Source organism: Oleiagrimonas sp. MCCC 1A03011 (genome assembly GCF_003267965.1).
In the GTDB taxonomy this organism is placed as follows: domain Bacteria; phylum Pseudomonadota; class Gammaproteobacteria; order Xanthomonadales; family Rhodanobacteraceae; genus Oleiagrimonas; species Oleiagrimonas citrea.
Window position 1 is genome coordinate 102,129 of record NZ_MSPY01000006.1, and the last position, 22,758, is coordinate 124,886.

Annotated in this window: 24 protein-coding genes; 11 read left to right on the forward strand and 13 right to left on the reverse strand. The window is 67.2% G+C overall.

All coding sequences use genetic code 11. The annotated features are described in order from the left end of the window. Positions 1-115 precede the first annotated feature (115 nt). The 6 genes from BTJ49_RS12335 to BTJ49_RS12360 form a co-directional block, all read right to left on the reverse strand. Positions 116-559 (reverse strand): DUF1801 domain-containing protein, encoded by a 444-nt coding sequence (locus BTJ49_RS12335; protein ID WP_113065710.1) that lies wholly within the window; start codon positions 557-559, stop codon positions 116-118. Between the two features lie 12 nt (positions 560-571). Next, a complete protein-coding gene (locus tag BTJ49_RS12340) occupies positions 572-1,060 on the reverse strand; it encodes a DUF2165 family protein (protein ID WP_113065711.1) in 489 nt (162 codons plus the stop codon). Between the two features lie 230 nt (positions 1,061-1,290). After that, positions 1,291-1,764, reverse strand: a complete 474-nt coding sequence (locus BTJ49_RS12345; RefSeq protein ID WP_113065712.1) for a GNAT family N-acetyltransferase — start codon at positions 1,762-1,764, stop codon at positions 1,291-1,293. A 36-nt stretch (positions 1,765-1,800) separates the two neighbouring features. Beyond that, entirely contained in the window at positions 1,801-2,385 is a 585-nt protein-coding gene (locus tag BTJ49_RS12350; protein ID WP_113065713.1) for a DUF1003 domain-containing protein, read from the reverse strand. A 35-nt stretch (positions 2,386-2,420) separates the two neighbouring features. Beyond that, entirely contained in the window at positions 2,421-3,008 is a 588-nt protein-coding gene (locus tag BTJ49_RS12355) for a GNAT family N-acetyltransferase (RefSeq protein WP_113065714.1), read from the reverse strand. A gap of 137 nt (positions 3,009-3,145) precedes the next feature. Beyond that, positions 3,146-5,590 carry an LpqB family beta-propeller domain-containing protein gene (locus BTJ49_RS12360; RefSeq protein WP_113065715.1) on the reverse strand — a complete coding sequence of 815 codons (2,445 nt, stop codon included), beginning with the start codon at positions 5,588-5,590 and terminating at the stop codon, positions 3,146-3,148. Between the two features lie 146 nt (positions 5,591-5,736). Between BTJ49_RS12360 and BTJ49_RS12365 the strand changes: the two genes are divergently transcribed. The 5 genes from BTJ49_RS12365 to hemC all read left to right on the forward strand — a co-directional run bounded on the left by BTJ49_RS12365 (position 5,737) and on the right by hemC (position 11,599). After that, the gene (locus tag BTJ49_RS12365; protein WP_240601826.1) at positions 5,737-7,908 is read left to right on the forward strand and encodes a prolyl oligopeptidase family serine peptidase; all 2,172 of its coding nucleotides are present in this window, start codon (positions 5,737-5,739) and stop codon (positions 7,906-7,908) included. A gap of 180 nt (positions 7,909-8,088) precedes the next feature. Then, complete coding sequence (locus BTJ49_RS12370) at positions 8,089-8,787, forward strand: alpha/beta hydrolase (protein WP_113065717.1); 699 nt, start codon at positions 8,089-8,091, stop codon at positions 8,785-8,787. 50 nt (positions 8,788-8,837) lie between these two features. Beyond that, positions 8,838-9,884, forward strand: coding sequence for a sensor histidine kinase (locus BTJ49_RS12375; RefSeq protein ID WP_113065718.1), 1,047 nt, complete (start codon positions 8,838-8,840; stop codon positions 9,882-9,884). Further along, a complete protein-coding gene (locus BTJ49_RS12380) occupies positions 9,881-10,588 on the forward strand; it encodes a LytTR family DNA-binding domain-containing protein (RefSeq protein WP_113065719.1) in 708 nt (235 codons plus the stop codon). The genes BTJ49_RS12375 and BTJ49_RS12380 overlap by 4 nt, the downstream gene beginning before the upstream one ends. Positions 10,589-10,678: 90 nt before the next feature. Next, a complete protein-coding gene (hemC, locus tag BTJ49_RS12385; RefSeq protein WP_113065720.1) occupies positions 10,679-11,599 on the forward strand; it encodes a hydroxymethylbilane synthase in 921 nt (306 codons plus the stop codon). 72 nt (positions 11,600-11,671) lie between these two features. On the opposite strand, the gene BTJ49_RS12390 is transcribed toward hemC, so the two are convergent. Then, a complete protein-coding gene (locus BTJ49_RS12390; RefSeq protein ID WP_338042921.1) occupies positions 11,672-12,496 on the reverse strand; it encodes a DUF481 domain-containing protein in 825 nt (274 codons plus the stop codon). A 124-nt stretch (positions 12,497-12,620) separates the two neighbouring features. Next, positions 12,621-14,390 carry an SLC13 family permease gene (locus tag BTJ49_RS12395; RefSeq protein ID WP_113065721.1) on the reverse strand — a complete coding sequence of 590 codons (1,770 nt, stop codon included), beginning with the start codon at positions 14,388-14,390 and terminating at the stop codon, positions 12,621-12,623. A gap of 293 nt (positions 14,391-14,683) precedes the next feature. Here BTJ49_RS12395 and BTJ49_RS12400 point away from each other — a divergent pair, with 293 nt between their 5' ends. Together BTJ49_RS12400 and BTJ49_RS12405 are read left to right on the forward strand one after the other, a co-directional pair. Next, on the forward strand, positions 14,684-15,667 hold the full coding sequence (locus tag BTJ49_RS12400) for a YafY family protein (RefSeq protein WP_113065722.1): 984 nt from the start codon (positions 14,684-14,686) through the stop codon (positions 15,665-15,667). Between the two features lie 17 nt (positions 15,668-15,684). Continuing rightward, entirely contained in the window at positions 15,685-16,677 is a 993-nt protein-coding gene (locus BTJ49_RS12405) for a patatin-like phospholipase family protein (RefSeq protein ID WP_113065723.1), read from the forward strand. 27 nt (positions 16,678-16,704) lie between these two features. On the opposite strand, the gene BTJ49_RS12410 is transcribed toward BTJ49_RS12405, so the two are convergent. Further along, positions 16,705-17,421 (reverse strand): glycosyltransferase family 2 protein, encoded by a 717-nt coding sequence (locus tag BTJ49_RS12410; RefSeq protein ID WP_113065724.1) that lies wholly within the window; start codon positions 17,419-17,421, stop codon positions 16,705-16,707. Between the two features lie 159 nt (positions 17,422-17,580). On the opposite strand from BTJ49_RS12410, the gene BTJ49_RS12415 reads away from it, so the two are divergent. The 4 genes from BTJ49_RS12415 to BTJ49_RS12430 are packed head-to-tail and all read left to right on the forward strand — an operon-like array spanning position 17,581 to position 20,025. After that, positions 17,581-17,892 (forward strand): DUF2282 domain-containing protein, encoded by a 312-nt coding sequence (locus tag BTJ49_RS12415; RefSeq protein ID WP_113065725.1) that lies wholly within the window; start codon positions 17,581-17,583, stop codon positions 17,890-17,892. Between the two features lie 3 nt (positions 17,893-17,895). Then, positions 17,896-18,762, forward strand: a complete 867-nt coding sequence (locus tag BTJ49_RS12420; protein WP_113065726.1) for a DUF692 domain-containing protein — start codon at positions 17,896-17,898, stop codon at positions 18,760-18,762. Next, positions 18,737-19,540, forward strand: a complete 804-nt coding sequence (locus BTJ49_RS12425; protein WP_113065727.1) for a putative DNA-binding domain-containing protein — start codon at positions 18,737-18,739, stop codon at positions 19,538-19,540. The genes BTJ49_RS12420 and BTJ49_RS12425 overlap by 26 nt, the downstream gene beginning before the upstream one ends. Then, a complete protein-coding gene (locus BTJ49_RS12430; protein WP_113065728.1) occupies positions 19,537-20,025 on the forward strand; it encodes a DoxX family protein in 489 nt (162 codons plus the stop codon). The genes BTJ49_RS12425 and BTJ49_RS12430 overlap by 4 nt, the downstream gene beginning before the upstream one ends. A gap of 90 nt (positions 20,026-20,115) precedes the next feature. On the opposite strand, the gene BTJ49_RS12435 is transcribed toward BTJ49_RS12430, so the two are convergent. From BTJ49_RS12435 to BTJ49_RS12450, 4 genes are all read right to left on the reverse strand, one after another. Then, positions 20,116-20,496 carry a VOC family protein gene (locus BTJ49_RS12435; RefSeq protein ID WP_113065815.1) on the reverse strand — a complete coding sequence of 127 codons (381 nt, stop codon included), beginning with the start codon at positions 20,494-20,496 and terminating at the stop codon, positions 20,116-20,118. A gap of 69 nt (positions 20,497-20,565) precedes the next feature. Beyond that, positions 20,566-21,306 carry a DUF3379 family protein gene (locus tag BTJ49_RS12440; protein ID WP_168184740.1) on the reverse strand — a complete coding sequence of 247 codons (741 nt, stop codon included), beginning with the start codon at positions 21,304-21,306 and terminating at the stop codon, positions 20,566-20,568. Next, on the reverse strand, positions 21,293-21,835 hold the full coding sequence (locus tag BTJ49_RS12445) for a sigma-70 family RNA polymerase sigma factor (protein WP_113065730.1): 543 nt from the start codon (positions 21,833-21,835) through the stop codon (positions 21,293-21,295). The genes BTJ49_RS12440 and BTJ49_RS12445 overlap by 14 nt, the downstream gene beginning before the upstream one ends. A 38-nt stretch (positions 21,836-21,873) precedes the next feature. Then, positions 21,874-22,752 carry a ParB/RepB/Spo0J family partition protein gene (locus BTJ49_RS12450; protein WP_113065731.1) on the reverse strand — a complete coding sequence of 293 codons (879 nt, stop codon included), beginning with the start codon at positions 22,750-22,752 and terminating at the stop codon, positions 21,874-21,876. Positions 22,753-22,758: the final 6 nt, after the last annotated feature.

The window sequence follows — 22,758 nt, forward strand, 5'->3', positions numbered from 1 at the left end:
GCGTGCGGCCCTACATGCATCCATACGCGGCCGGCAGTCCCAAGGATGCACGAAAGGCGACGCAAAATGTGATTTGCGTCAACATTATGCAGGCCGCGGCGGGTATCTCGGCGCGTCAGCAACCGTGGGGCGCGGTGCGGATGCCGCCGTGACGCTGGCCGATTTCGGTGAAGGCGCCGGCGATCAGGGCCTCGAGTGCCGCCAGGTCGACCTGGTCGAGGCGGCGGACGTAGAGGCAGGATTTCCCGCGGCGGTGTCTGCCGAGTCGTTCGAGTAGCGCCTCCTGGCCGGGAAAGTCCGCCATCAGATAGATGCTGATTGCATCTTTGCGGGGGGCGAAGCCCGTGGCGAGGAAATCGCCTTCGCGTCCGGACGCGTAGCGGTAGTGATAGCTGCCGAAACCGATCATGCCGGGCCCCCACATCACCGGATCGTGACCGGTGATGCGGCTGAAGATCGCCAGCAGGTCACGACATTCCGCGCGGCGGCGCTCATCCGTCACGGAAGCGAGGAAATCGTCGACCGGGATGTGTGTGGGACGGTTCTTGTTGGTAGTCATCGGGTGGTGCGTTCAGTCGTCCGCGTGCTGGACGAAAAGAAGGATGAGTCCTGCGGTGACGGCATACACGAAGGCGTCTTTGAAGGAGCCGTCGCCGATCTGGGTCTGCCACATCTGGAACCACGCGCCGCCGAGCACGATGAAGCCACCGAACCAGACCACCATCGCCATGCCCGGTCCCAGCACGGCGTATTTTTTGGCGCTGTTGAAGCCGATGGCGGGCTGGCCGCGCGCGGCCCACAGGTCCCATGCTCCCTTCAGCGAGAGCGCACCGACCAGGAATTCACCGCAGAGGATCAGCACGAAGACCAGACTGGCCCACATCGGTCCCGACAGCACCGGTGCAATGTGGTGCGGGTAGATCGCATGGTCCTGCATGCCGATCACATAGGAGATGGCGCCGACGCCTGCATGCCAGTTGGCCAGATTGCCGGCGACGTAGAGCCAGCCCTGCAGGCCGACGAAGGCGACGAGAACGAGCTTCAGATAGCGGATGGCCATGATGCGCTCCTGTGTTGGATCGAACGACGGGAAACCGGACCAAAGTTGCGCGAACCGGAGGTTCGGCAGCCGGCATGCGGCGGCGGTCGAGCCGAGCGATGCATGCCGCGGACATGCCCCGCATCGAGGTATAGAGTGTGTCGTCCGCCGCGGCAAGCGCTGGCCGTTCGGCCATGCGGCCTAGCAAGGAAGTCGGAATCGGTGTGCGGAACAGCCCGCTGTGCGACGGCTCAGCGCGAGTCGGACAGCCGTTTGGTCATGAACACGCTGTTCGGGTCCGGCCGGTAGGCGGCGAACGGCGGGCAGGGCGTGAAGCCGTGACGTGCGTACAGCGCACGCGCGGGCAGGAAGAAATCCATCGAGCCGGTTTCGAGGCTGAGCCGGGTGTAGCCGCGGCGCCGGGCTTCCTGTTCGATGTGCTGCAGCAGCATCGAACCGACGCCCTGTCCGCGGCAGGCTGCGTCGATGCGCATGGACTTGATCTCTCCGTGCTCGGCGTCCAGCGCCTTCAATGCGCCGCAACCGATCAGCCGGCCGTTGCGATGGGCGGTCCAGAAGGTGATGTCCGGTGCGCGCAGGCTGTCCAGATCCAGCGCATGCTTGCTTTCCGGCGGCGACACCGCGCGCATGTCGCGCAGGTGTTCATCGAGGAGGCAAGCCACGTCCGGGCCGAGGCGGGTGTCGATGCGGATATCGGGAAGCATGGTCGGATTGTGCGTGCGAGGGTGTGGAAGAGCATGTCAGGAAGAGCTTGCGGCAAGCCGTTGCTGCAATGCGCCGATCATTTCTTCCTGACGACGGGCGATCTCCAGCAGTTCGGTGAGTTCGGTTTCACGGGTCGCGTTGATCTTTTCATGCACCTGCAGAATTTCCAGCTCGGCGCGGACGTTGACCTCGTAGTCGTTCTTGGCCTGCGCGCGGTCGGCGTCGGCCTGCCGGTTCTGGCTCATCATGATGACCGGCGCCTGCAGCGCAGCCAGGCACGACAGCGCCAGGTTCAGCAGGATGTACGGATACGGATCGAAGGCCTGCTTGTGCAGCACGAAGCTGTTGAAGACCATCCATGCGGCGAGGAAGAACAGGAACAGCAGGATGAAGGTCCAGCTGCCGCCGATCTCGGCGATGCGGTCGGACAGGCGCTCGCCGAAGCTCATGCTCTGATCGAATTCCTTCAGCACGTTGCGCGCGATGTGCTTGCGGCGGATGAAGCGTTCGACGATCTCGCGCTCGTCTGCCGGCAGCTTTTCCAGCTCGGTTTCCATCAATGTGCGCGCGGTCGCCTGTCGGTCGACCCAGGGGCGGGGAATGCGGGGCGTGATGGGCATGGCGGGCTCCAGACGGCGAGGGCAAGCCGGGGAGTCTACTCCGTCCGGCTTCGAGGCCGCGCGCCGTTGGGTGCGTCGCGGCCGCGTGAAGGCAGGTTCAGCCCGTACAGCAGGATGTCCTCGAAGCGCCCGTTCTTGCGCAGGTGCTGCGGCAGGCGGCCTTCCTGTTTCATGCCCAGTTTTTCCATGACCCGTGCCGAGCCTGGATTACGCGCCAGGCAGTGGGCGACGAACCGGCTCAGCCCCCACGCTTCGTGGCCGAACGCGAGAAGGCGCGCGGCGGCTTCGGTGGCGTAGCCCTGGCCCCAGTGCTCGACGCCGATCCAGTAGCCCAGCTCGGCGCGGGCATCCGGGCGGGACATCCCGTTCAGCGAAACCGTGCCGACCAATCGCGCATCGCGGCGCAGTGTCACGGCGAACACGGCGCGAAGGCGGGCAGCGAAGTCGGCCGGGTGCTGTGCGATCCAGGCTTCGGCCGCGCCATCCGGGTACGGATGCGGAATGTGCGCGGTGGTGTCGGCGATGCGCGCGTCGCCGGCCAGTCGCTGCACCGCTTCCGCATCGGCGGCGGCGAACGGGCGAAGCACGAGGCGTTCGGTGGCGAGGGTCGGCTGGCGTGTCATGGGCGGTTCGGCACGTTGCGTCGTTTCATTTGAGCATGTCGGTCATTGGTGCGTCGCATGCCGGGCCAGAAAAAAGAACGGGCCGGGCTCGCATGCGCAAGCCCGGCCCATGCCGTGATTCCGAATCACCCGGGACGTCAGGGTTTGGCGGCCGCCGTGTCCTTGTCCTTCTTGTTCAGCACGAAGCGCGTGAACAGGTCATGGATGCGCGTGTATTCGTCGCGCCAGGAATCGGCGTGGACGAAACCGTGGCGCTCCATCGGATACAGCGAAATCCAGAAGTTGTGCTTGTGCAGTTCGATGAGGCGCTGGTACAGGCGGATCGAGTCGGTCGGCATGACATTGTTGTCGATCAGGCCGTGGCAGATCAGTAGCGGGTCTTGCAGGTTCTGCGCATATTCGATCGGTGAGCTGATCTTGTAGGCCTCGGGATCGAGCTGCGGATCGTTGAGGATGTTCGAGGTGTACTCGTGGTTGTAGCTGGTCCAGTCGGCCGGCGGACGCAGCGCCGCGCCAGCGGCGAACTGGCCGGGTGCGCGCAGCAGCGCCATCTCGGTCATGAAGCCGCCGTAGCTGCCGCCGTAGATGCCCACGCGCTGCGGGTCGGCGTGGTAGTGCTTGACCAGCCAGGCCTTGCCGTCGAGCAGGTCTTCCAGCTCCGGATGGCCCATGTGACGGTAGATCGCCGTGCGCCAGTCGCGGCCGTAGCCTTCCGAGCCGCGGTAGTCCATGTCCAGCACGACGTAGCCTTCCTGCGCCAGCAGGTTGTGGAACATCTGCTCGCGGAAGTAGTACGACCAGCCCTTGGTGACGTCCTGAAGGTAGCCGGCGCCGTGCACGAACAGCACGGCCGGGTGCGGCTTGGAGGCGTCGTAGTCGGCGGCCTTGTACAGCTTGGCGTAGATCTTGAAGTCGCCGTGGCTGGACGCCACCTGCACGATCTGCGGCTGGATCCAGCGCATGGCCTTGTACTTCGCCGTGCGGGTGTCGGTCAGCTCGCGGCCGCCGGTGCCATCGACGTTGATGACGGCGAGCTGGTCGGGCACGTAGGCCGACGAATGCAGCACGGCCAGGCGCTTGCCGTCGGGCGACAGGCGGAACGGCACCGGGGTTTCGACGTCGTACATGCCTTCGTAGGCGGTCACGCGTTCGAGATCGCCGCCGCTGCTGCGCACGCGGTAGACGTCGTAGGCGTACGGCGCCTGCTTGTTGGCGAGCACGTAGAACCACTTGCCGTCCGGCGAGGGTTGCGGCGTGCGCACTTCGAAATGGCCCGAGGTCAGCTGTTTGGCGCGGCCGTTCAGGGCCTTCACGTACAGCTGCGCATAGCCGCTCTGCTCGCTTTCGTACCACAGCGTGTGGCTGTGCGGGACGAAGCCGAAGCCATTGTAGTTCCAGTTGATCCAGGCCTTGTCGTGCAGGCGGTGCTGCGGCACCAGCTTGTGCGCGGCGAAGTCGACGCTGGCGATCCAGCGGTCCTTGTTGTCGATAGCACGGAACATCACGGCGGCGGCGCGGCCGTCGTCGCTCCAGGCCAGTGTGGCCGGGCCGTAGTCGGCGATGCGCACGCCGCGGGTCTTGGGCGCGTCGAGCGCCTTGGCCTCGGCATCATGGCCCTGCTTGCGCAGTTCGGCCTGGCGCTTGGCGCGCAGCGCGGCCAGCGGGTCGTCGTGGATGCCGGGCAGGGCGTTCAGGGACAGCGCGTACTGCTTGTGCGCGTTCAGGTCGAGCAGCACCAGCGATTGCGGCGCGGGGTCGTTGCGGCCGACATAGGTGCGTGCTTTCTCCGGGTGGATGTAGCCCGAATCGGTGACGTAGTGGTTGACCACCGGCGACTTGCCGGCGTCGTAGTCCTTGGGCTGGGTGACGACGATCATCCAGCGGCCGTCCGGCGACAGCTCGGTGTCGGCGATCTGGACGCCCTTGCCGAGCCAGAACGGCTGCGCGGCGCGGGTGGCGTCGGTGCGGTCGAGTTGCGCGTCGCGCTGGCGCTCGGCGTCCTTCTCGGCCTTCATGTGGCGCAGCGTCGAGAACAGGCTCAGCTGCAGGCGCTCCATCTGGTCGGGCTTGGCATCCTGCGGGTTGTCGGCGGTTTTCAGTACGGCGACGCTGGTCGTGGTGCCGGTGCGCAGGTCGTAGGTGCTCCAGTTGTTGCCGGCGCGGTACTGCACGGTGTCGCCGTCGGCGCTCCACTGCACGCCGCTTTCCGGCTGCGCGGTGCGCGTGACCTGGGTCAGCTTGTGCGTGGACAGATCGCGCACGAAGACGTCGCCGTGGCGCAGGAAGGCAGCGCGCGTGTGCTGGCGGTTGAGGATCGGTGCGCCGTCAGCCTGGGCCTGCTGCGCGCCATCGAGTTTCACGCTCTGGCCGCTGACCGGGTCGACGCGATAGAGGTCGCGGATGTCGCTGCCCTTGCGCTTGAGCCGGTAGTAGATGAACTGGCTGTCGGCGCTCCAGTGCGGCGATTCGACGGCCGGACCGATCCAGTCCGGATTGGCCATGATCTGGTCGACCGTGAGCCGTGCGGCCAGCGCGGGCGCGCAGGTCAGCGCCAGCGCGGCGAAGAAGGCAATGCGACGCATGCGTGTTTCCCCAGTGCGAACAAACCCCGAGGATACCGCCTCGATTCGCCGTTGCGCGCGCCATGTGCCGAAAGTCAGGGGTCGAGCAGGAGCGCGCATGGCGCTACGCTTCGGAGCCTGTGCAGTCCGTTGGAGGTGTCATCACCATGCGAGTCTTTCCGCTTGCCGTCCTTGCGGCGTTGGCTATGGGGGCGGGCGTCGCCCATGCCCAGGACAGCGCCGTGCATACCCGCTCGTCCACCGAGATGACCTTGCTCGATACCAAGGCCCCGCCGCCGGACGTGCCGCCGCCGCACACCGCGCGCCATGCCGCCAGCAGCACGCTGCACGGCGTCGTCGTGCAGGACCCGTACCGCTGGTTGGAGAACCCGGGCGATCCGGCGGTGCAGCGATGGATCAAGGCGCAGAACGGCTACACCGAGCATGTCATCGACGCCATGCCGGGCAACGCGGCGTTGAGCAAGCGCGTGCGCGAACTGGCGATCACCTCGACCACGCGTTCGGCGCCGGAGATGGCCGGCGGCACGCTTTTCTACATGCAGGAGACGCCGCCGCAGCCGCAGCCGGTGCTGATGGCGCAGGCCTGGCCGAACGGCAAGGCGCGTGCGCTGGTGGACCTGAACAAGGACGGTGGCGGCGAGGCGATCACCGCCTACTGGCCCTCGCCCAGCGGGCGCTATCTGGCTTACGGCACCGCCAAGGGCGGCAGCGAACTGACCACCATCCACGTACTCGACGTGAAGACCGGAAAGCGGCTCGACGACACGCTGCCGTACGCCGGCGGCGGCACCACGCCGCAGGCGCTGGCCTGGGACGCGGACGAGCACGGTTTCGTCTATGTGCGCTTCCCGGTGCCGCCGACCGGCAAGAAGGTGAAGCAGTTCAATGCCGAACTGGTGCATCACGCGTTGGGTAGCCAGGCCGACACGGACAAGGTCGTCTTCGGCAAGGGCTATTCGGCGGTGGCCGAATACCGCCTGTTGAGTTCGCCCGGCGCGAAGCGGCTGGCGATGCTGGCCAACATCGGTGACGGCGGCGCGGCGGAAGTGTACCTGCGCCGCGACGGACACTGGAGCAAGCTGCTGGGGCGCCGCTCCAACGTGCGCGGCGCGGCCTGGGTCGGCCAGCGCCTGGTGCTGCTGGAATACGCTGACGCGTCGCGCGGACGCCTGCTGGTGCGCGAGCCGTCCGGCGAACTGCACGTGCTGTTGAAGCCGGGCAAGGGCGCGGTGCAGCGCGTGACGCCGATGGGAGACGGCTTTGCGGTGGTGCGCAGCTGGGGTCCGGACTGGTGGATCGATCAGTACGACGACCATGCCAAGTTCGTGCGCCGCGTGCCGTTGCCCAAGAGCGGCATCGGCATCGGCGGCATCGCGGCCGAGCACGGGCGCGATCACGCGCTGATCAGCTACGGTGGCTGGAGCTTGCCGTCGCGATGGGTCGATTACGACACCAAGACGGGTGCGCTGAAGACCGTGTTCGAAGTGAAGCCGGCGACCGATGCCTACGCCAAGATCCGCGTGCAGCGTGTCGAGGGCGTGTCCCGGGACGGCACGCACATTCCGGTGACCGTGCTGTCGATGCCGGGCGTGACGCCGAACGGCAAGCGGCCGACCATCCTGTACAGCTACGGCGGCTTCGACATTCCCATCGCGCCGCGCTTCATCGGTCCGTACATGGCTTGGCTGGAGCATGGCGGCGTGCTGGCCTACGCCAACATCCGCGGCGGCAACGAGTTCGGCGAGTCCTGGCATGCGCAGGGCCAGAAGCTGCACAAGCAGAACGTGTTCGACGACTTCTACGCCGCCGGGCAGGCGTTGAAGAAGGCCAAGTGGACCGATACCGCGCATCTGGGAATCATGGGCGGCAGCAACGGCGGCCTGCTGATGGGCGCGCAGATCGTGCAGCATCCGAAGGCGTATCGCGCGGTGGTGTCGATGGTCGGCATCTACGACATGATCCGCCACGAGACCAACTTCGCTAACGGCAAGTACAACGTCAGCGAGTACGGTTCGGTCTCCAATGCGGCGCAGTTCCGCGCGACGCTGAAGTATTCACCGCTGCAGAACGTGAAGCCGAAGACGGCCTACCCGGCCGTGTTGATGACCACCGGCGCGAACGACCCGCGCGTGGCGCCGTGGCAGTCGCGCAAGTTCACCGCCGCGCTGCAGAACGCCAGCGACTCGGGACAGCCGATCCTGTTGCTGACGCGCATGAACGCCGGTCACGGCATCGGCGCGCCGTTCGCGCAGCGCGTGGGCAACACCGCGCTGGCGCTGAGCTTCTTCGCCGGCGAGCTGGGGCTGGACGTGCACTGACCGGGAACGCTCCGGCCACGGCGTGATTGCATGTCGTGGTCGGAACGCCGCATGGCAAACAAAGGGCCGGGGCAACCGCTTCGGCCCGATCATGCCCATGCAGTCAAGGTGCGGCGCACGCACTGAAAAAGTTCTGCCGAAGACGCTACGCTTGGCTTTTGTGATGCCAAGAAAGAAGTCATGACGCTGCTTGAAACCGTAGAAAAAGAGACCGCTCCGAACCCGACCCACAGCGTGATCTGGCTGCATGGCCTGGGCGCGGACGGCAACGACTTCATGCCGATCATTCCGGTGCTGACGGCGCCGGAGTGGCCCGCGTTGCGGTTCGTCTTCCCGCATGCGCCGGTGCGGCCGGTGACCGTCAACGGCGGCATGGCGATGCGTGCCTGGTACGACATCAAGGGCATGGACATCGCCGACAAGCAGGATGCGGAGGGCATCCACGCGTCGATGCAGGCGGTCGAGGCGTTGATCGCGCGCGAGATCGAACGCGGTGTGCCGGTCGAGCACATCGTGCTGGCGGGTTTCTCGCAGGGCGGCGCGATTGCCCTGAACGCCGGCCTGCGCCATGCGCAGCGACTGGCGGGGATCGTCGCGCTGTCGACCTATCTGCCGCTGGCGGAGTCGCTGGCCGACGAACGCAGTGCGGCCAACGCCGACACGCCGATCTTCTGGGGGCACGGCAGTCAGGATCCGGTGGTGCCGCAGGCGTTGGGCGAGCAGTCCCGCGATGCGTTGGCGCAGCTCGGCTATGGCGTGGACTGGCACAGCTATCCGATGGCGCACCAGGTCAGTGTCGAGGAGATCGCCGATCTGCGCGGCTGGCTCGGTGAGCGGCTGTGCGCGACGCAGGCGGCGGACGCCGGCGCAAACGGGTAGAGTGCTCCCATCTCCTGCGCCGACCGGGGCGGCATGCAGACGATGAAGCCATGAACCGCGACCATCGAGACCGCGACGACACGCGTGTGCCGCTGCCGGATCTGTGCAGCATGCAGGGCCTGTTCGCCCTGGTGCTGGTGGCGGGCATCACGATCACGGTGATGCAGCTGGCGCCGGGCGCACGGCCTGGCTGGCGCGCCTTCAGCGTCGGCATGCTGTTCGCGGTGTGGCTGTCGGTCGTGCTGGCGGCTTCGGTGTGCATGCTCCGGCCCTGGTTCGAGCGGCTTCCGTCAACGCTGCCGTATTTCGCCGTCTGGTCGTGGATGGTGGCGATGACGGTGTTGCTGAGCGCGTCGATCGGCTGGATCGATCATGCGTTGCAGCTTGGCCTGACGCATCAGACGACCTCGCGTTTCACCCTGATAAACGGCACGCTGGTGGCGCTGATCGCCGCGGCCCTGCTGCGCTATTTCTACGTGCTGATGCAGTGGCGCGCGCGGCTGGCGGCGGTATCGCGCGCGCAGGTGCAGGCCTTGCAGGCGCGCATCCGGCCGCATTTCCTGTTCAACAGCATGAACACGGTCGCGGCGCTGGTGCGGGTCGATCCCGCCGCGGCCGAGCGCACCGTGGAAGACCTCGCCGACCTGTTCCGCGCGGCGCTGGCCAGCGACAGCGAGGGCACGTTGGGCGAGGAGCTGGACCTGGTCGACCGCTACCTCGACATCGAACAGCGCCGCCTCGGCGACCGTCTGCGCGTACAGCGCGACATCGTCGATCCGCCGACCGACTTCACGCTGCCGCGCCTGCTGTTGCAGCCACTGGTGGAAAATGCGGTACGTCACGGCATCCAGCCCAGCCGCGAGGGTGGCACGGTGCGTATCGCGGTCAGCGCCGACGCACACGAGGTCCGCATGGCCATCGACAACTCCGTGCCGCGCGAGCCGGTCACCACGCTGGACGAGGACGGTCACGGTCACGGCCTGCACAGCGTGCGCCAGCGCATCGCCTACCATTACGGCGAGCGCGGGCGGCTGATGGTCGAGGACGCGGACGGACGCTACACGGTGCGCGTGATCCTGCCCCGGAGTCCGGCATGAAGATCATCATCGTCGACGACGAACCGCTGGCGCGCGCGCGCCTGGAGGCGCTGCTGGGCGAGTGCGAGGACGCCGCCGTGATCGCCAGCGTCAGCGACGGCGAAGCGGCTCTGGCGATCTGCATGCAGGCGCAGCCGGATCTGCTGCTGCTGGACATCAACATGCCCGGCATGGACGGTACGGCGCTGGCGCAGCGGCTGGCGCGGTTGCCGCGTCCGCCACAGGTGGTGTTTTGCACCGCCTACGAACAGTTCGCACCGCGCGCCTTCGAACTCGGTGTGGTCGACTACCTGCTCAAGCCGGTGCGCCTGGAACGGCTGCGCGAGGCGCTGCAACGGGCGCGTCTTCGCATCGACGCGGCGCCCGGCGCGGCGCCGGCGCTGACTGCGCGCTCGCGCGACGAGGAACGCCGCATTCCGCTGGCCGAGGTGATCTTCCTGGTCGCCGACGAGAAGTACGTCACCGTGCATCACGACCATGGTGAGGCGCTGATCGAGGACTCGCTGCGCCAACTGGAGCAGGCCTGGCCCGAGCACCTGCTGCGCGTGCATCGAAACTGCCTGGTCGCCAGCGCGCGCCTGCTGGGTATCCGCACGCTCGATGACGGTCGCAGCGTGGTGCGGCTGGCCGGCACCGAGCAGACGCCGGAAGTCAGCCGCCGCAGCCTGCCCGCGGTGCGCCGCCATGTGCGTGGCGATACCTGAGCGCGTCGCATGGCGGTGGAGCCATGCGAACGCGGATCGTAGAATGCGGGTTTGCATCGCGTGACCGCGATCGCCCCAACCGGATTCCCGATGACAGCCCACACGCTCCGAATCGCCACTCGCAAGAGCGCGCTTGCCCTGTGGCAGGCCGAATACGTCGCCGCCCTGCTGCGCAAGGCGCATCCGCGCCTGAATGTGGAGCTGGTACCGATGAGCACGCGCGGCGATCAGGTGCTGGACCAGCCGCTGGCGCGCATTGGCGGCAAGGGCCTGTTCCTGAAGGAGCTGGAAGTGGCGATGCTGGAGCGGCGTGCGGATATTGCCGTGCATTCGCTCAAGGACATGCCGGCTACGCTGGAGCCGGGCTTCGCCATTGGTGCGATCTTGCCGCGCGCCGATGCGGCGGATGCCTTTGTCAGCGCACATTTCGAACGCCCCGGCGATTTGCCGGAGGGCGCGCGTGTGGGAACCTCGTCGTTGCGCCGCGCTGCGCAGCTGCGCGCCCTGCGGTCGGATCTCGACATTCGCGATCTGCGCGGCAACGTCAACACGCGGCTGGCCAAGCTCGATGCCGGCGACTACGACGCGATCATCCTGGCCTGCGCCGGGCTGGATCGATTGGGATTGGGCGAGCGTGTCCGTTCGCGGCTGCATGCGCCGGACTGGCTGCCTGCACCGGGGCAGGCGGCGATCGCCGTCGAGCTTCGCGAAGGCGACCGTCGCATCGCCGAGCTGCTGAAGCCGCTGGACGATGCCGAAACCCGCCTTGCGGTGGGCGCCGAGCGCGCCATGAATGCCGCGCTCGGCGGCAGTTGCACGGTGCCCGTCGGCGCCTGGTGCGTGGTGGGCGAGCGCGGCCTGACCCTGATGGGACTGGTCGGTGACGTCGCCAGCGGCCAGGTGGTCCGCGCACGTGCCGAGGCCGAGCTGGACGGTGCTGCCGCGCTGGGCAGGAACGTGGCGCAGATGCTGCTCGATCAGGGCGCCGGGGCGTTTCTCGAACCGCGCTGATCGACTTCCAGGACATGCGCCGGAGCGCGTGCGGCGCGCTCCGGCGAAGTTTTTTCGCGTGATCTCAGGCGATCAGAAGTTGTAGACCACGTTGGTGGTGTACAGCTGATCCTTGTGCTTCACGCCAGGCTCGACGTTGCTGTTGTAGCGCAACTGGTAGCCCAGTTTGATTGCCAGCTTCTCGGTCATGCTGACCGACAGGCCGGCGTCGTTCTGGTAGTAGCGGTTGCTGGAGCCCGCTTCGACCAGCAGCGTGTTCTCGAGCTTGGTGTTGGCCGTCAGCTGGTACTTCCAGTTGATCAGACCGCGCAGCACGCCTTCGTCTTTGACCGGCGACGCCACCTTCATGCTCTGGCCGTTGACGGTGACGGTCTTGTCGGCGGGGCGGTAGCGCTTGTAACCGGGGCCGGCTTCGAACGACAACTCCGTGCGCGCATTCTTCAGCGCGATGTAGCCGTAGCCGACCGAGACCACGCCCTGCCACAGGTTGGAGCCGAACTCGTCGTGCTCGTAGCGGCCCGCGGTCACCACGTAGCTGCGCGGGCTGAACTTGTAGCCGACCGAGGCGCCGCCCTCGTAGCGGTTGGCGGTGGTGGTGTACTGCGCCACGCTGTTGCCGTTGGCATCGGTCACGGTGACGTTGCCTTTCGAGCGCAGGCCGGTCAGGTAGAAGCTGTCCTTCCAGAGCTCGGTTTCCTTCTTCAGGCTCAGCTTGGCGTTGAGGTTCTCGGTGCGTGAATTGCCGCGTGCTGCGGCGTAGCCGAGTTCGCCGCTGCCGGACCAGCCGCCGCTGTTGGTGGCGTCGCTGGAATTGCTGCTGGCGGGGTTGTCCTGCGCCATCGCGGTCAGCGGCAGTGCCAGGGACAGGGCGATCAGTAGGCGTGAAACGTGATTCATGTCGTCCGTTCCGGGGTTGGGGGGATTTTATGAGGGCCGCGGCCGCCGGGGCCGCGCAGATCAGCAGGCAGGGTACGTCATGGCCGTCGCTGCCTTCCAGTGATGACCGGGGCGACCGTTCAGTTCAGGGATGGAACGGCCAGAACAGCGGAATCAGCCACATCGACAGGGCGCAAAACAGCCCGATTAGCGGAATGCCCATCTTCATGAAGTCGGTGAAGCGGTAGCCGCCGGCGTAGTACACCATGGTGTTGGTCGGGTAGCCCACAGGCGTCGCGAACGAGGTCGCGGCGGCGAAGGCGACGGCGACCACGAAGGGCTGTGCGCTGACGCCGATGGCGTGCGCCACCGAAATGGCGATGCCGACCATCAGCACCACGGCCGGGTTGTGGCCCATCAACTCGGTCAGCAGCGCGGTCAGCAAGTAGACCATCAGCAGCGCGCCCAATGGACTGTGGTAGCCGACCAGGCTCATCGCGCCCTCGACCACGGTATGCGACAGGCCGGTCTTCTCGATCGCCGTGCCCAGCGGAAGGATCGCGCCGAGTAGGACGATGATCTTCCAGTCCATGCCTTCGTAGACGTCCTTGGTGCCGAAGCAGCCGGTCAGCGCCATCGCCGCCGCACCGCACACCGCGGCGATCGGGATCGGTAGCAGCTTCAGCCCGGACACCAGCACCACGGCAGCGAGAATGGCCACGGCGATCACGGCCTTGCGCGGAATCGGGCGCACGCTCTCACGCTGGCTCAGCACGATGAGATTCTCGTCGGCGCGCAGGCGCGGCATGGCGGCTTCGTCCACAAGCACCATCAGCACGTCGCCGACCGCCAGCGACACGTTGCTGAGCTTGTCGCGCAGGATGTGACCACGGCGATGGATGGCCAGCACCGTCGCGTCGTAGCGCCAGTTCAGCGCGGTTTCGCCGAGGCGGTGGCCTTCGATCGGACTGGCCGGCGCGACCATCACCTCGGCCACCACGCGCGGCGTCTCGCTGGCACCCCGCGCATAGCGCGCCTCGGGTGCATTCTCCAGGTGGGCGCGGTTGCGGAAGGTCTCGATCTTGTCCCAGCTGCCGCGCACCAGCAGCACGTCGTCGACCTGCAACTTCTGCGAGCGCGGCGACCACATGCGTCGTTCGCCACGCAGCAGCTCCAGCGGATACACGCCGTGGTTCTCGCCCAGCACGGCTTCGGCGATGGTCTGGTCGAGCAGGGAGGACTTCTCGGTCACGCGAAGTTCGGTGACGTATTTGCCGATTTCCTCGTTTTCCTGTTCCGGCAGATTGCTCTCGCGCGGCAGCATCCAGCGGCCGATCAGCATGATGTAGGTGATGCCAGCCACGGCCAGCAGCGCGCCCAGGCCGGTGAATTCGAAGACGTTGAAGCCGGGCAGGCCGCCGTCGCGCGCCAGGCTGTCGGCGAGCAGGTTCGACGAGGTGCCGATCAGTGTGCATACGCCGCCCATCTGCGCGGCGTAGGCCATCGGCATCAGCACGCGTGACGGTGAAGTGCGCGTCTGCGAGCACACACGCAGCGCCAGCGGCAGGAAGGTGGCGACCAGCGCGATGTTCTTGATGAAGGCACCCAGCGGCGCGATCACCAGCATGATCGCCAGCGTCAGCAGCCAGGGTTTTCGGATGCGCGTGAGCAGACGCGCCAGCGGTTCGAGTACGCCGGAGCGCTCGATGCCGAGGCTGAGCGCGAACATCGCTGCCACGGTCACGGTCGCCTCGTTGCTGAAGCCGGACAGCGCTTCCGCCGGCGTGACGATGCCGAGCACGGCCAGCGCCGCCAGCGCTATCAGCGCGACCACGTCGATGCGCACGCGCTCGCTGGCGAACAGCGCCATGGTCACCACGATGATGGCGACAGTGGCCCAGGCCTGCCAGCTCACGGACGTGGCTCCCGGGGCGGGGTCGTGGGACGACCGCCAGACATGATGGCGATACGGATGTTCAAAGCGACGTTCTCGGCGATCCGAAGGGAGGTCGTGCCGCAACCATGCTAGCGGACCGCGCGGCGTTCGGCACCGGCATGCGGTCCGTGCGTCGGGCATGGGCGGATAGGGAGGCGCATTTTCGCACAGTCCGCCATGCGCAGCGCGGGTGCTTCCGGCGCGAAGCCGGTTGTGGGAGCATGGAAGGCCCGGTGTACCCACGCCCCACGTCCACTGATGGGAACGCGACCATGGATCGATACGAACGCATTCTCACGCTGCATCGCCTGCTCAAGTCGGCCCGCTATCCGGTCACCCTGTCGCGGCTGATGGACGAGCTCTCCTGTTCGCGCGCGACGCTGTACCGAGACATTGCCTTTCTGCGTGACGCGCTCGGCGCGCCGGTCGAGAGCGCAGGAGGCGAGCACGCCGCGTTCCGCTACGAGGCGGGCGAGGGCGACCGCTTCGAACTGCCCGGCCTGTGGCTGACCTCCGACGAACTGTCGGCGCTGATGGCGCTGCAGGCGCTGGTGCAGCGCTCCGATCCGGGCGTGCTGTCGGGCGCGCTGGCACCGATCACCTCGCGCATCGAGCGGCTTCTGGCCGATCACGCCGGTGGCAAGAAACTGCCCGTCGAGCGCATCCGCGTCATCAATTACGGTGCGCGCAAACTGGATCAGCATGCGTTCCGCGTCGTTGCCGGCGCGGTGCTGGAGCGCTGCCAGCTGCGTTTCCGCTACCGCGCGCGGACCACCGACGCCGACAGCCGCCGCCTGGTCTCGCCGCAGCGCCTGACGCACTACCGCGACAACTGGTACCTGGACGCCTGGGACCACGATCGCGAGGCGCTGCGCAGCTTCGCCGTCGACCGCATCGTCGATGCGCACGCGCTCGACGAGCCGGCGCATGAAGTCGCGGAATCCGAACTCAACGACACGCTGGCGTCGAGCTACGGCATCTTCGCTGGCACACCCAAGGCCTGGGCCACGCTGCGTTTCTCCTCGCATGCGGCGCGCTGGGTCGCCGACGAACACTGGCATTCGCAGCAGCAGGGCCAGTGGCTGCCGGACGGGCGCTACGAGCTGAAACTGCCGTATTCGAATTCGCGCGAACTGCTGATGGACATGCTCAAGTACGGCCCCGACGCCGAGGTCGTGGCGCCGGCCCCGCTGCGCGAGGAGATGAAAATCCTGCTGCAGCTGGCGCAGGGCGTGTACCAGTCGCCTCCGCGCTGAACACGGAGAGCATTCCTATGGGCACCGCATCGACCTCGCTCGCCGCCGTCAAGGATGGCCGGCCCACGCGTATCGCACTGGCGCTGGGCGCCGGTGGCGCCAAGGGGCTGACCTACATCGGCGTCATCGAGGAACTGGATCGTCGCGGTTTCGAGATCGTGGCCATTGCGGGCAGTTCGATGGGTGCGCTGATCGGCGGCATCTATGCAGCCGGCAAGCTGGACGTCTACCGCGACTGGGTCTGCTCGCTGGCGCGCATCGACGTGTTGCGACTGGTCGACTGGACACTGTCCGGCGGCGGGCTCATCAAGGGCGAGCGCATCATCGAGACGCTGCGCGAACTGATCGGCGAGATCGACATCGGCGATCTGCCGATGGCCTACACGGCCGTGGCCACCGACATCGACCGTCGTCGCGAGATGTGGCTGACCGAAGGCCCGCTGTTCGATGCCATCCGCGCGTCGATCGCGATTCCGTCCATTTTCCGCCCGCATCGCATCGACGGTCGGCGACTGGTCGATGGTGGCCTGCTCAACCCGCTGCCGGTGACGCCGTTGCTGAGTGCGTCCTGGGACTACATGGTCGCGGTCGGGGTCAACGGCCCGATCGAAGCGCTGCCGTCGACGGCCGACATCGATGCGCACGAACAGGAACACGAGGACGCCGACAGCTACCGCAAGCGCATCGCCGATTTCGTCGGCAAGATGATGCCGAAAGGCGAGGAGAAACCGCGCGAACAGGGCGCGCTGGAACTGCTCAGCCTGTCGCTGGATCTGATGCAGGCCAATCTGGCGCAGCTGCGTCTGGCGGCCTACCAGCCGGATCTGCTGATCGAGATGCCGGCCAATGTGTCCACAGCCTACGAATTTCATCGCGCACGCGAACTGATCGAGCTGGGGCGCATGCGCGCCGGCCGCATTCTGCAGAACTGGACGCCGCATCATCTGCACGGCAGCCACGCATCCGTGGACGACGCCGAGGCCGACCCGGACGAATCCGCATCGACCTGACGCACGGTCTCGCGACCGCGCGGGGACTCAGTGTTCCTCGATCCCGGTGCGCTTGGAGCGCTTGATCAGCCAGGCCACGCCGCGCAGGTCGGAGATGCCGACGATGGCGCGGCCCAGATTCGTGTACTTGGAGCTGCCGGCGTTGCGCGCGCGGTGGTTGACCGGTACCGACTTCACCTTCCAGCCGGCACGCTGCATCAGTGCGGGCAGGTAGCGGTGCATGTGGTCGAAGTAGGGCAGGTCGAGGAACGCGGCGCGCTCGAATAGCTTGATGCCGCAGCCGGTGTCCGGGGTCTCGTCGCGCAGCAGACGGCTGCGCAGGGCGTTGGCGAAGCGCGAGCCCAGGCGCTTGCTGGCCGTGTCCTTGCGGTTCACGCGCCAGCCGGCGAACAGCTTCACGTTCGGGTCGGACGCATCGCGTTCGGCGATCAACTTGGGAATGTCGGCCGGATCGTTCTGACCGTCTCCGTCCAGCGTGGCGATCCACGTGCCGCGCGCGGCCTTCACACCGTTGCGCACGGCGGTGCTCTGGCCGCTCTGGTTCAGGTGGTGCAGCACGCGCAGTTCCGGGTGTTCGGCCTTCTGCGCCTGGAGCACGTCCCGGCTGTCGTCGCTGCTGCGGTCGTCGACGTAGACCACCTCGTAATCGACCTTTCCGCGCAGGGCGGTGGCGATTTCGGCCAGCAGCGGGGGGATGTTGTCGCGCTCGTTGTAGACGGGCACGACCACGGACAGATCGGGCATGGGCTTGTTCCGCGAAGGGTTCGGCTGTGCATTATCGCGCAAGCACGGCTTCGGCGCAGGCCATTCGGCCGATGCGTGTAAGGAATCCGTCCGAGTCCGGGTCCCCTTGCATGCCGGCGCTGTGCCGGCGTCCGACAAAAATGCCAAGGGAGACGACCCATGCAAGCCAACACCATTCTGAAATCGACCCTGATGACCCTGCTGGCCGCCGGCGCCATCGGCACCGCCGCGAGCGCACATGCGGGCGACAAGATGGGCCACGACAAGCTGGTCAAGTGCTACGGCGTCAACGCGGCCAACAAGAACGACTGCCAGTCGCCGGGTCATTCCTGCGCCGGTCAGGATTCCAAGGCACGCGATCCGCACGCCTTCGTCGCGGTGCCGGCCGGGCTGTGCGAGAAGCTGGACGGCGGTTCCACGAAGCCGGGCGGCGCGATGATGGAACACGACGGCATGATGAAGAAGAGCTGATCCATGCCGCTGTCGCACACCTCGTGCGTGCGCCCGGTCCCGACGGCTGTCGGGATCGGGCTGCGCGCCCCGCATCACGATCACGTCATGGCGCAGCGGCCGGCGGTGCCGTTCTTCGAGCTGCACAGCGAGAACTTCTTCGCCGCCGGCGGGCCGAATCGCGAGTTGCTCGATGCGTTGCGCACGGACTACCCGCTGAGCCTGCACGGCGTGGGGCTGTCGCTGGGCGCGGCCGATGCGCTGGATGCCGATCACCTGGCGCAGTTGCGCGCGCTGGTCGCGCATGTCGAGCCGGGGCTGGTGTCCGAACACGTGTGCTGGGGTGCGGTCGACGGACGGCACTACAACGACCTGCTGCCGCTGCCGTACACCGAGGAGGCGCTGGCGCTGATGACGCAGCGCGTGCAGCAGGTGCAGGAGATGCTGGGCCGGACGATCCTGGTCGAGAACGTCTCCAGCTACATCCATTTCACCCATTCGACGCTGCGCGAATGGGAATTCCTCGCCGAGCTTTCCCGGCGCAGCGGCTGCGGCCTGCTGCTGGACGTCAACAACGTCTACGTCAACAGCGTGAACCACGGCTTCGATCCGCTCGATTTCCTCGATGGCGTCCCCGGTGAGCGGGTCGGCGAGATGCACCTGGCCGGCTTCACCCGTAAGCAGGGGCTGGGCGGTGAGCTGCTGATCGATTCGCACAACCGCCGTGTCGACGATGCGGTGTGGGACCTGTACGTCACCGCTGTGCGGCGCTTTGGTCCGAAACCGACCCTGATCGAATGGGATCAGGACCTCCCCGATTTCGCGGTGCTCGAGGACGAGGCCCGCATCGCCACGGAGCATTTGCATGCACGCGCCGCCGTCCCTGCATGAGCTGCAACGCGCCTTCGCCGCAAGTCTGATCGAGGGCGATGCACCGATGCTGACGCCGTGGATCGCCGCGCGCGGCATCGATCCGCAGGCGCGGCTGCGCATCTACCGCAACGCCGGCTACGCCATCCATGTCGAGGCGCTCGAAGCCGTATTCCCGGCGGTGCGCGCCTTGATTGGCGAAGAAAGCTTCGACGGTCTGGCCACGCGTTACACCGCGCGTCGCGGAAGCGACGGCGGCAACCTGCAGCATTTCGGTCGCGACTTCGCGGTGTTCCTCGGCGCGCAGCCGGAACTGGCCGGGTATGCATGGCTGGTCGACGTCGCGCAGCTGGAATGGCTGCGCCAGGAGGCGCTACTGGCCGCCGAGCATCCTGTCGCGGATATCGAGGCGCTGTTGCGCGCGCTCGACGAGGTGCCCGCCGAGCGACTGCATCTTCCGCTGCAGCCGCACGTGCGTGTGCTGCAGGCCGCCGTGCCGGCGCTGGACCTGTGGACCTGGGCGCGCGACCCGCAGGGCGATGCACCCGATCCGCGCGGCGCGCCGCAGAGCGTGCTGCTGTGGCGCCACGCGACGCAGATCATCATGCAGCCGGTCACGCCCGACGCTGCTCGTTTCCTGCAGGCCCTGCGCGAGGGACGTTTGCTGGCCGAAGCGCTCGGCGCGGACGCCGATCCCGCGCGGTTGCCCGCATTGTTGCAGCCCGTATTCGAGCACGCCCTGCTCGCCGCATCCACCGTTCACGCGGCCGACACGACCGCCCCGGAGGCTCTGTCATGAATGCACGCATCCTGCCCTTGTGGGCGCGCACCACCGGACTGCTCGAAGGACTTTCACCGCTGGTCCTGCTGCTGTTCCGCCTGTTCGTCGCCGTTGCCTTCTGGCGCGCCGGCGTGGTCAAGATCGACGATCCCACCGGCACCCACTACCTGTTCTCGGAGGAATACCAGGTACCGCTGCTGTCGGCCTCGGTCGCGGCGTTCCTCGGCACCTGGGTCGAGCTGATCGTGCCGTGGTTCCTGGCGCTGGGACTGGGCACGCGACTGATGGCGGCGTTTCTGTTCGTGTACAACCTCATTGCCGTGATCTCGTACCCGGCGCTGTGGCCGAACGGCTTCTGGCATGGCCTGATCGGCAGCGATTTCGCCGATCACAAGGCCTGGGGCCTGATGCTGCTGGCGCTGGTGGCGTGGGGAGCGGGTCGCTGGTCGCTGGATGCGTTGCTGAGTCGGGTGCTGAAGTCGCGCGCTACGGCCCACGCCTGACTCGCTCGACGCACGGAGAGTCCGAGGCCGGCGCGATTTTCCGCGCCGGCTTTTTTCTGCTCTGTCCGCGTGCTTGAGGCGCAGGAGCGATCAGGCCATCGAGTGCAGCCCGAAAAGGTTACCTTCGGTGTCGACGATCAGCGAGATGAAACCGTAGGGACCGATCGACATCTTCGTGCGCTGCACCGTGCCGCCGGCCCCGGCTACGCGGGATTCCTCGACCGCGCAGTCCTCGCAAGCGAAGTACACCACTGTGCCGTTGCCGCCGGCGGCGACGCCGGCCATCTTCACCAGCGCGCCGCCGGCGCCGTAGCGTTCCATGTCGGAGGGGAACGCCTGCATCTCGATGCCACTGTCGTTGGGGTCGTTCAGGCGTTCGAATTCGACGCCGAAGACGCTGGCGTAGAAGGCCCGTGCCCGAGCCATGTCGTGGACGTAGATCTCGAACCATCCCACCGGATTGCCGTGCATGATCGCGCCCTCCACGTATGTGAGGGCGCAGTCATAGCAGAGGGAGTGTCAGCGCAACGTTAGCGTCGTTCAGGGCGCCAGTGGTGCACGCCCGGCGTCCGCACCCGGTCCCTGGATGGCCTTGCGCCAGTCGGCGGCGACGGCGTCGAACGGGGCGCGCGTGCCGCGGTTGGTCAGCAGCACCAGCGAGCCGGTGCCCATCGGCATCTCGCGACCGACCCAGCCGTGGCGGTCGAAGTCGCGGGTCTTCGCCACGCGCTTGTCCGGCATGTACAGCACCACCACCGGCTCGCCGTCGCGGCGCGTGACCAGATGCACGGCCTTGTACCGGCCGACTTCGCAGTCGTGCACGTAGGTGGTGCCGGTCGGCACCGGGCCGCGCAGGGCCAGGTCTCGGCCGGCGAATCCGGCGGCGACGGCCTGCGTAGTGAGCGGCTCGGTCAGGTTCAGCGATTCGATTTCCGGCGGCATGTGCGCCACGGCGAGCGCCGGCAGCGAGTGCGCATCGACCTGCTGCCAGACCACGCCGCCGACGCCGAGCGCCACCAGCACCGAGGCTGCCAGCGACAGGGCGATGCGGCGGCCGCGCGAGATGCGCTGGCGACGGCCGGTCGTTTGCGCCAGCAGGATGCGATCGGTCAGCCCCTCGGGGGCCGGCACATTCAGGGCCTGCATCAGTTCGTTCTCGAACGCCTGCGCCCGTTCCCAGGCTGCGGCGCAGGAGGCGCACTCGCGGCGATGCGCGATGAAGGCCGGGTCGTCGCTGTGCGGCGTCGCGGTCAGGATGCGGCGAAACTCAAGACAGTCCATGCGCGGCCTCCCGGTCGTCATCGAGCAGTGCCTTCAGCTGCTGGCGGGCGCGGAACAGCTGCGTCATCACCGCGCCGGGCTTCTCGCCCAGCTCGTTGGCGATTTCCTCGCAGCTGAAGCCGCCCAGGGTCTGCAGCAGCAGCGGCTCGCGGTATTTTTTCGGCAGTTTCCACATGGCTCGGCGTATTTCGGCAGTGCGTCCTTGCCGTTCGGGGTCGGCCCATGCCGCGTTTTCGGCGACGTTGTCCTCCAGTTCGACCAGATCCAGGCGCTTGCGCTCGTACAGACGCGCGTGCTCGCGACGCAGGATGGTCAGCAGCCAGGGTTTGGCGGCGTCGGCGTCACGCAGGCTGTCGATGTTCTTCCAGGCGCGAAGCATGGTTTCCTGCACCAGGTCGTGGGCCAGGGCTTCCTGCCCGCACAGCCACCAGGCGAAACGGAACAGATCCGCGGCATGGGCGCGGGTCAGGGCTTCGAACTGATGCTGTCGGGCGTTCACATCTTGTAGGACCGGGTCAGACGGCTTCATCTTTCACCCCTGCCTTGGACAGATCGTCGCAGCTGCATTCAGCGCATCTTGCCGAGGATGCCGTCCAGTTCGTCCAGGCTGTGATAGTGGATGACCAGCTTGCCCTTGCCGCCGCGACCGTGGGCCAGCTGCACACGAGTAGCGAATTTCTCGGCCAGCTCATTTTCCAGCCGTTCGACGTCGGGATCGCGCGGCGCGCCCTTGGCGGACTTGCCCGACTTGCCGCTGCCGTTCTGCGCGCGGCGCACGGCTTCCTCCAGCTCGCGCACCGACCAGCCCATGCGCGAGGCCTGGCGCGCCAGCGGCGTAGCGATGTCGGCGTCCAGCGTCAGCAGGGCGCGGGCGTGGCCCATTTCCAGCTTGCCCTCGTCGAGCAGCTCGCGGATGGCGTCGGGAAGGTCGAGCAGGCGCAGCAGGTTGGACACCGAGGCGCGCGAGCGGCCTACGGCCTCCGCGGCCTGCTGATGGGTCAGGCTGAATTCGTCGATCAGGCGCTCCAGCGCCTGGGCCTCTTCCAGCGGAGTCAGTTCCTGGCGCTGGATATTCTCGATCAGCGCCATCGCCAGCACGGACTGCTCGGGCACGTCGCGCACCAGCGCCGGCAGCTCGGACAGGCCGGCCTTCTGCGCGGCGCGCCAGCGGCGCTCGCCGGCGATCAGTTCGTACTTGTTGCGGCCCATGGAACGGACCACCACAGGCTGGATCAGGCCCTGGGCGCGGATCGAGTCGGCCAGTTCGGTCAGCGCTTCCTCGTTCCAGTGCTGGCGCGGCTGGTACTTGCCCGGACCGATGTGCTGGATCGGCAGCGTGCGCAGCTCGCCTTCGGTCTTGCTGCCGTCCTTGCCCGTCGCCGCGGCGTCTTCGCCGCCCAGCAGGGCGTCGAGTCCGCGTCCGAGTCCACGTTTCTTGGCCGCCATGAATGT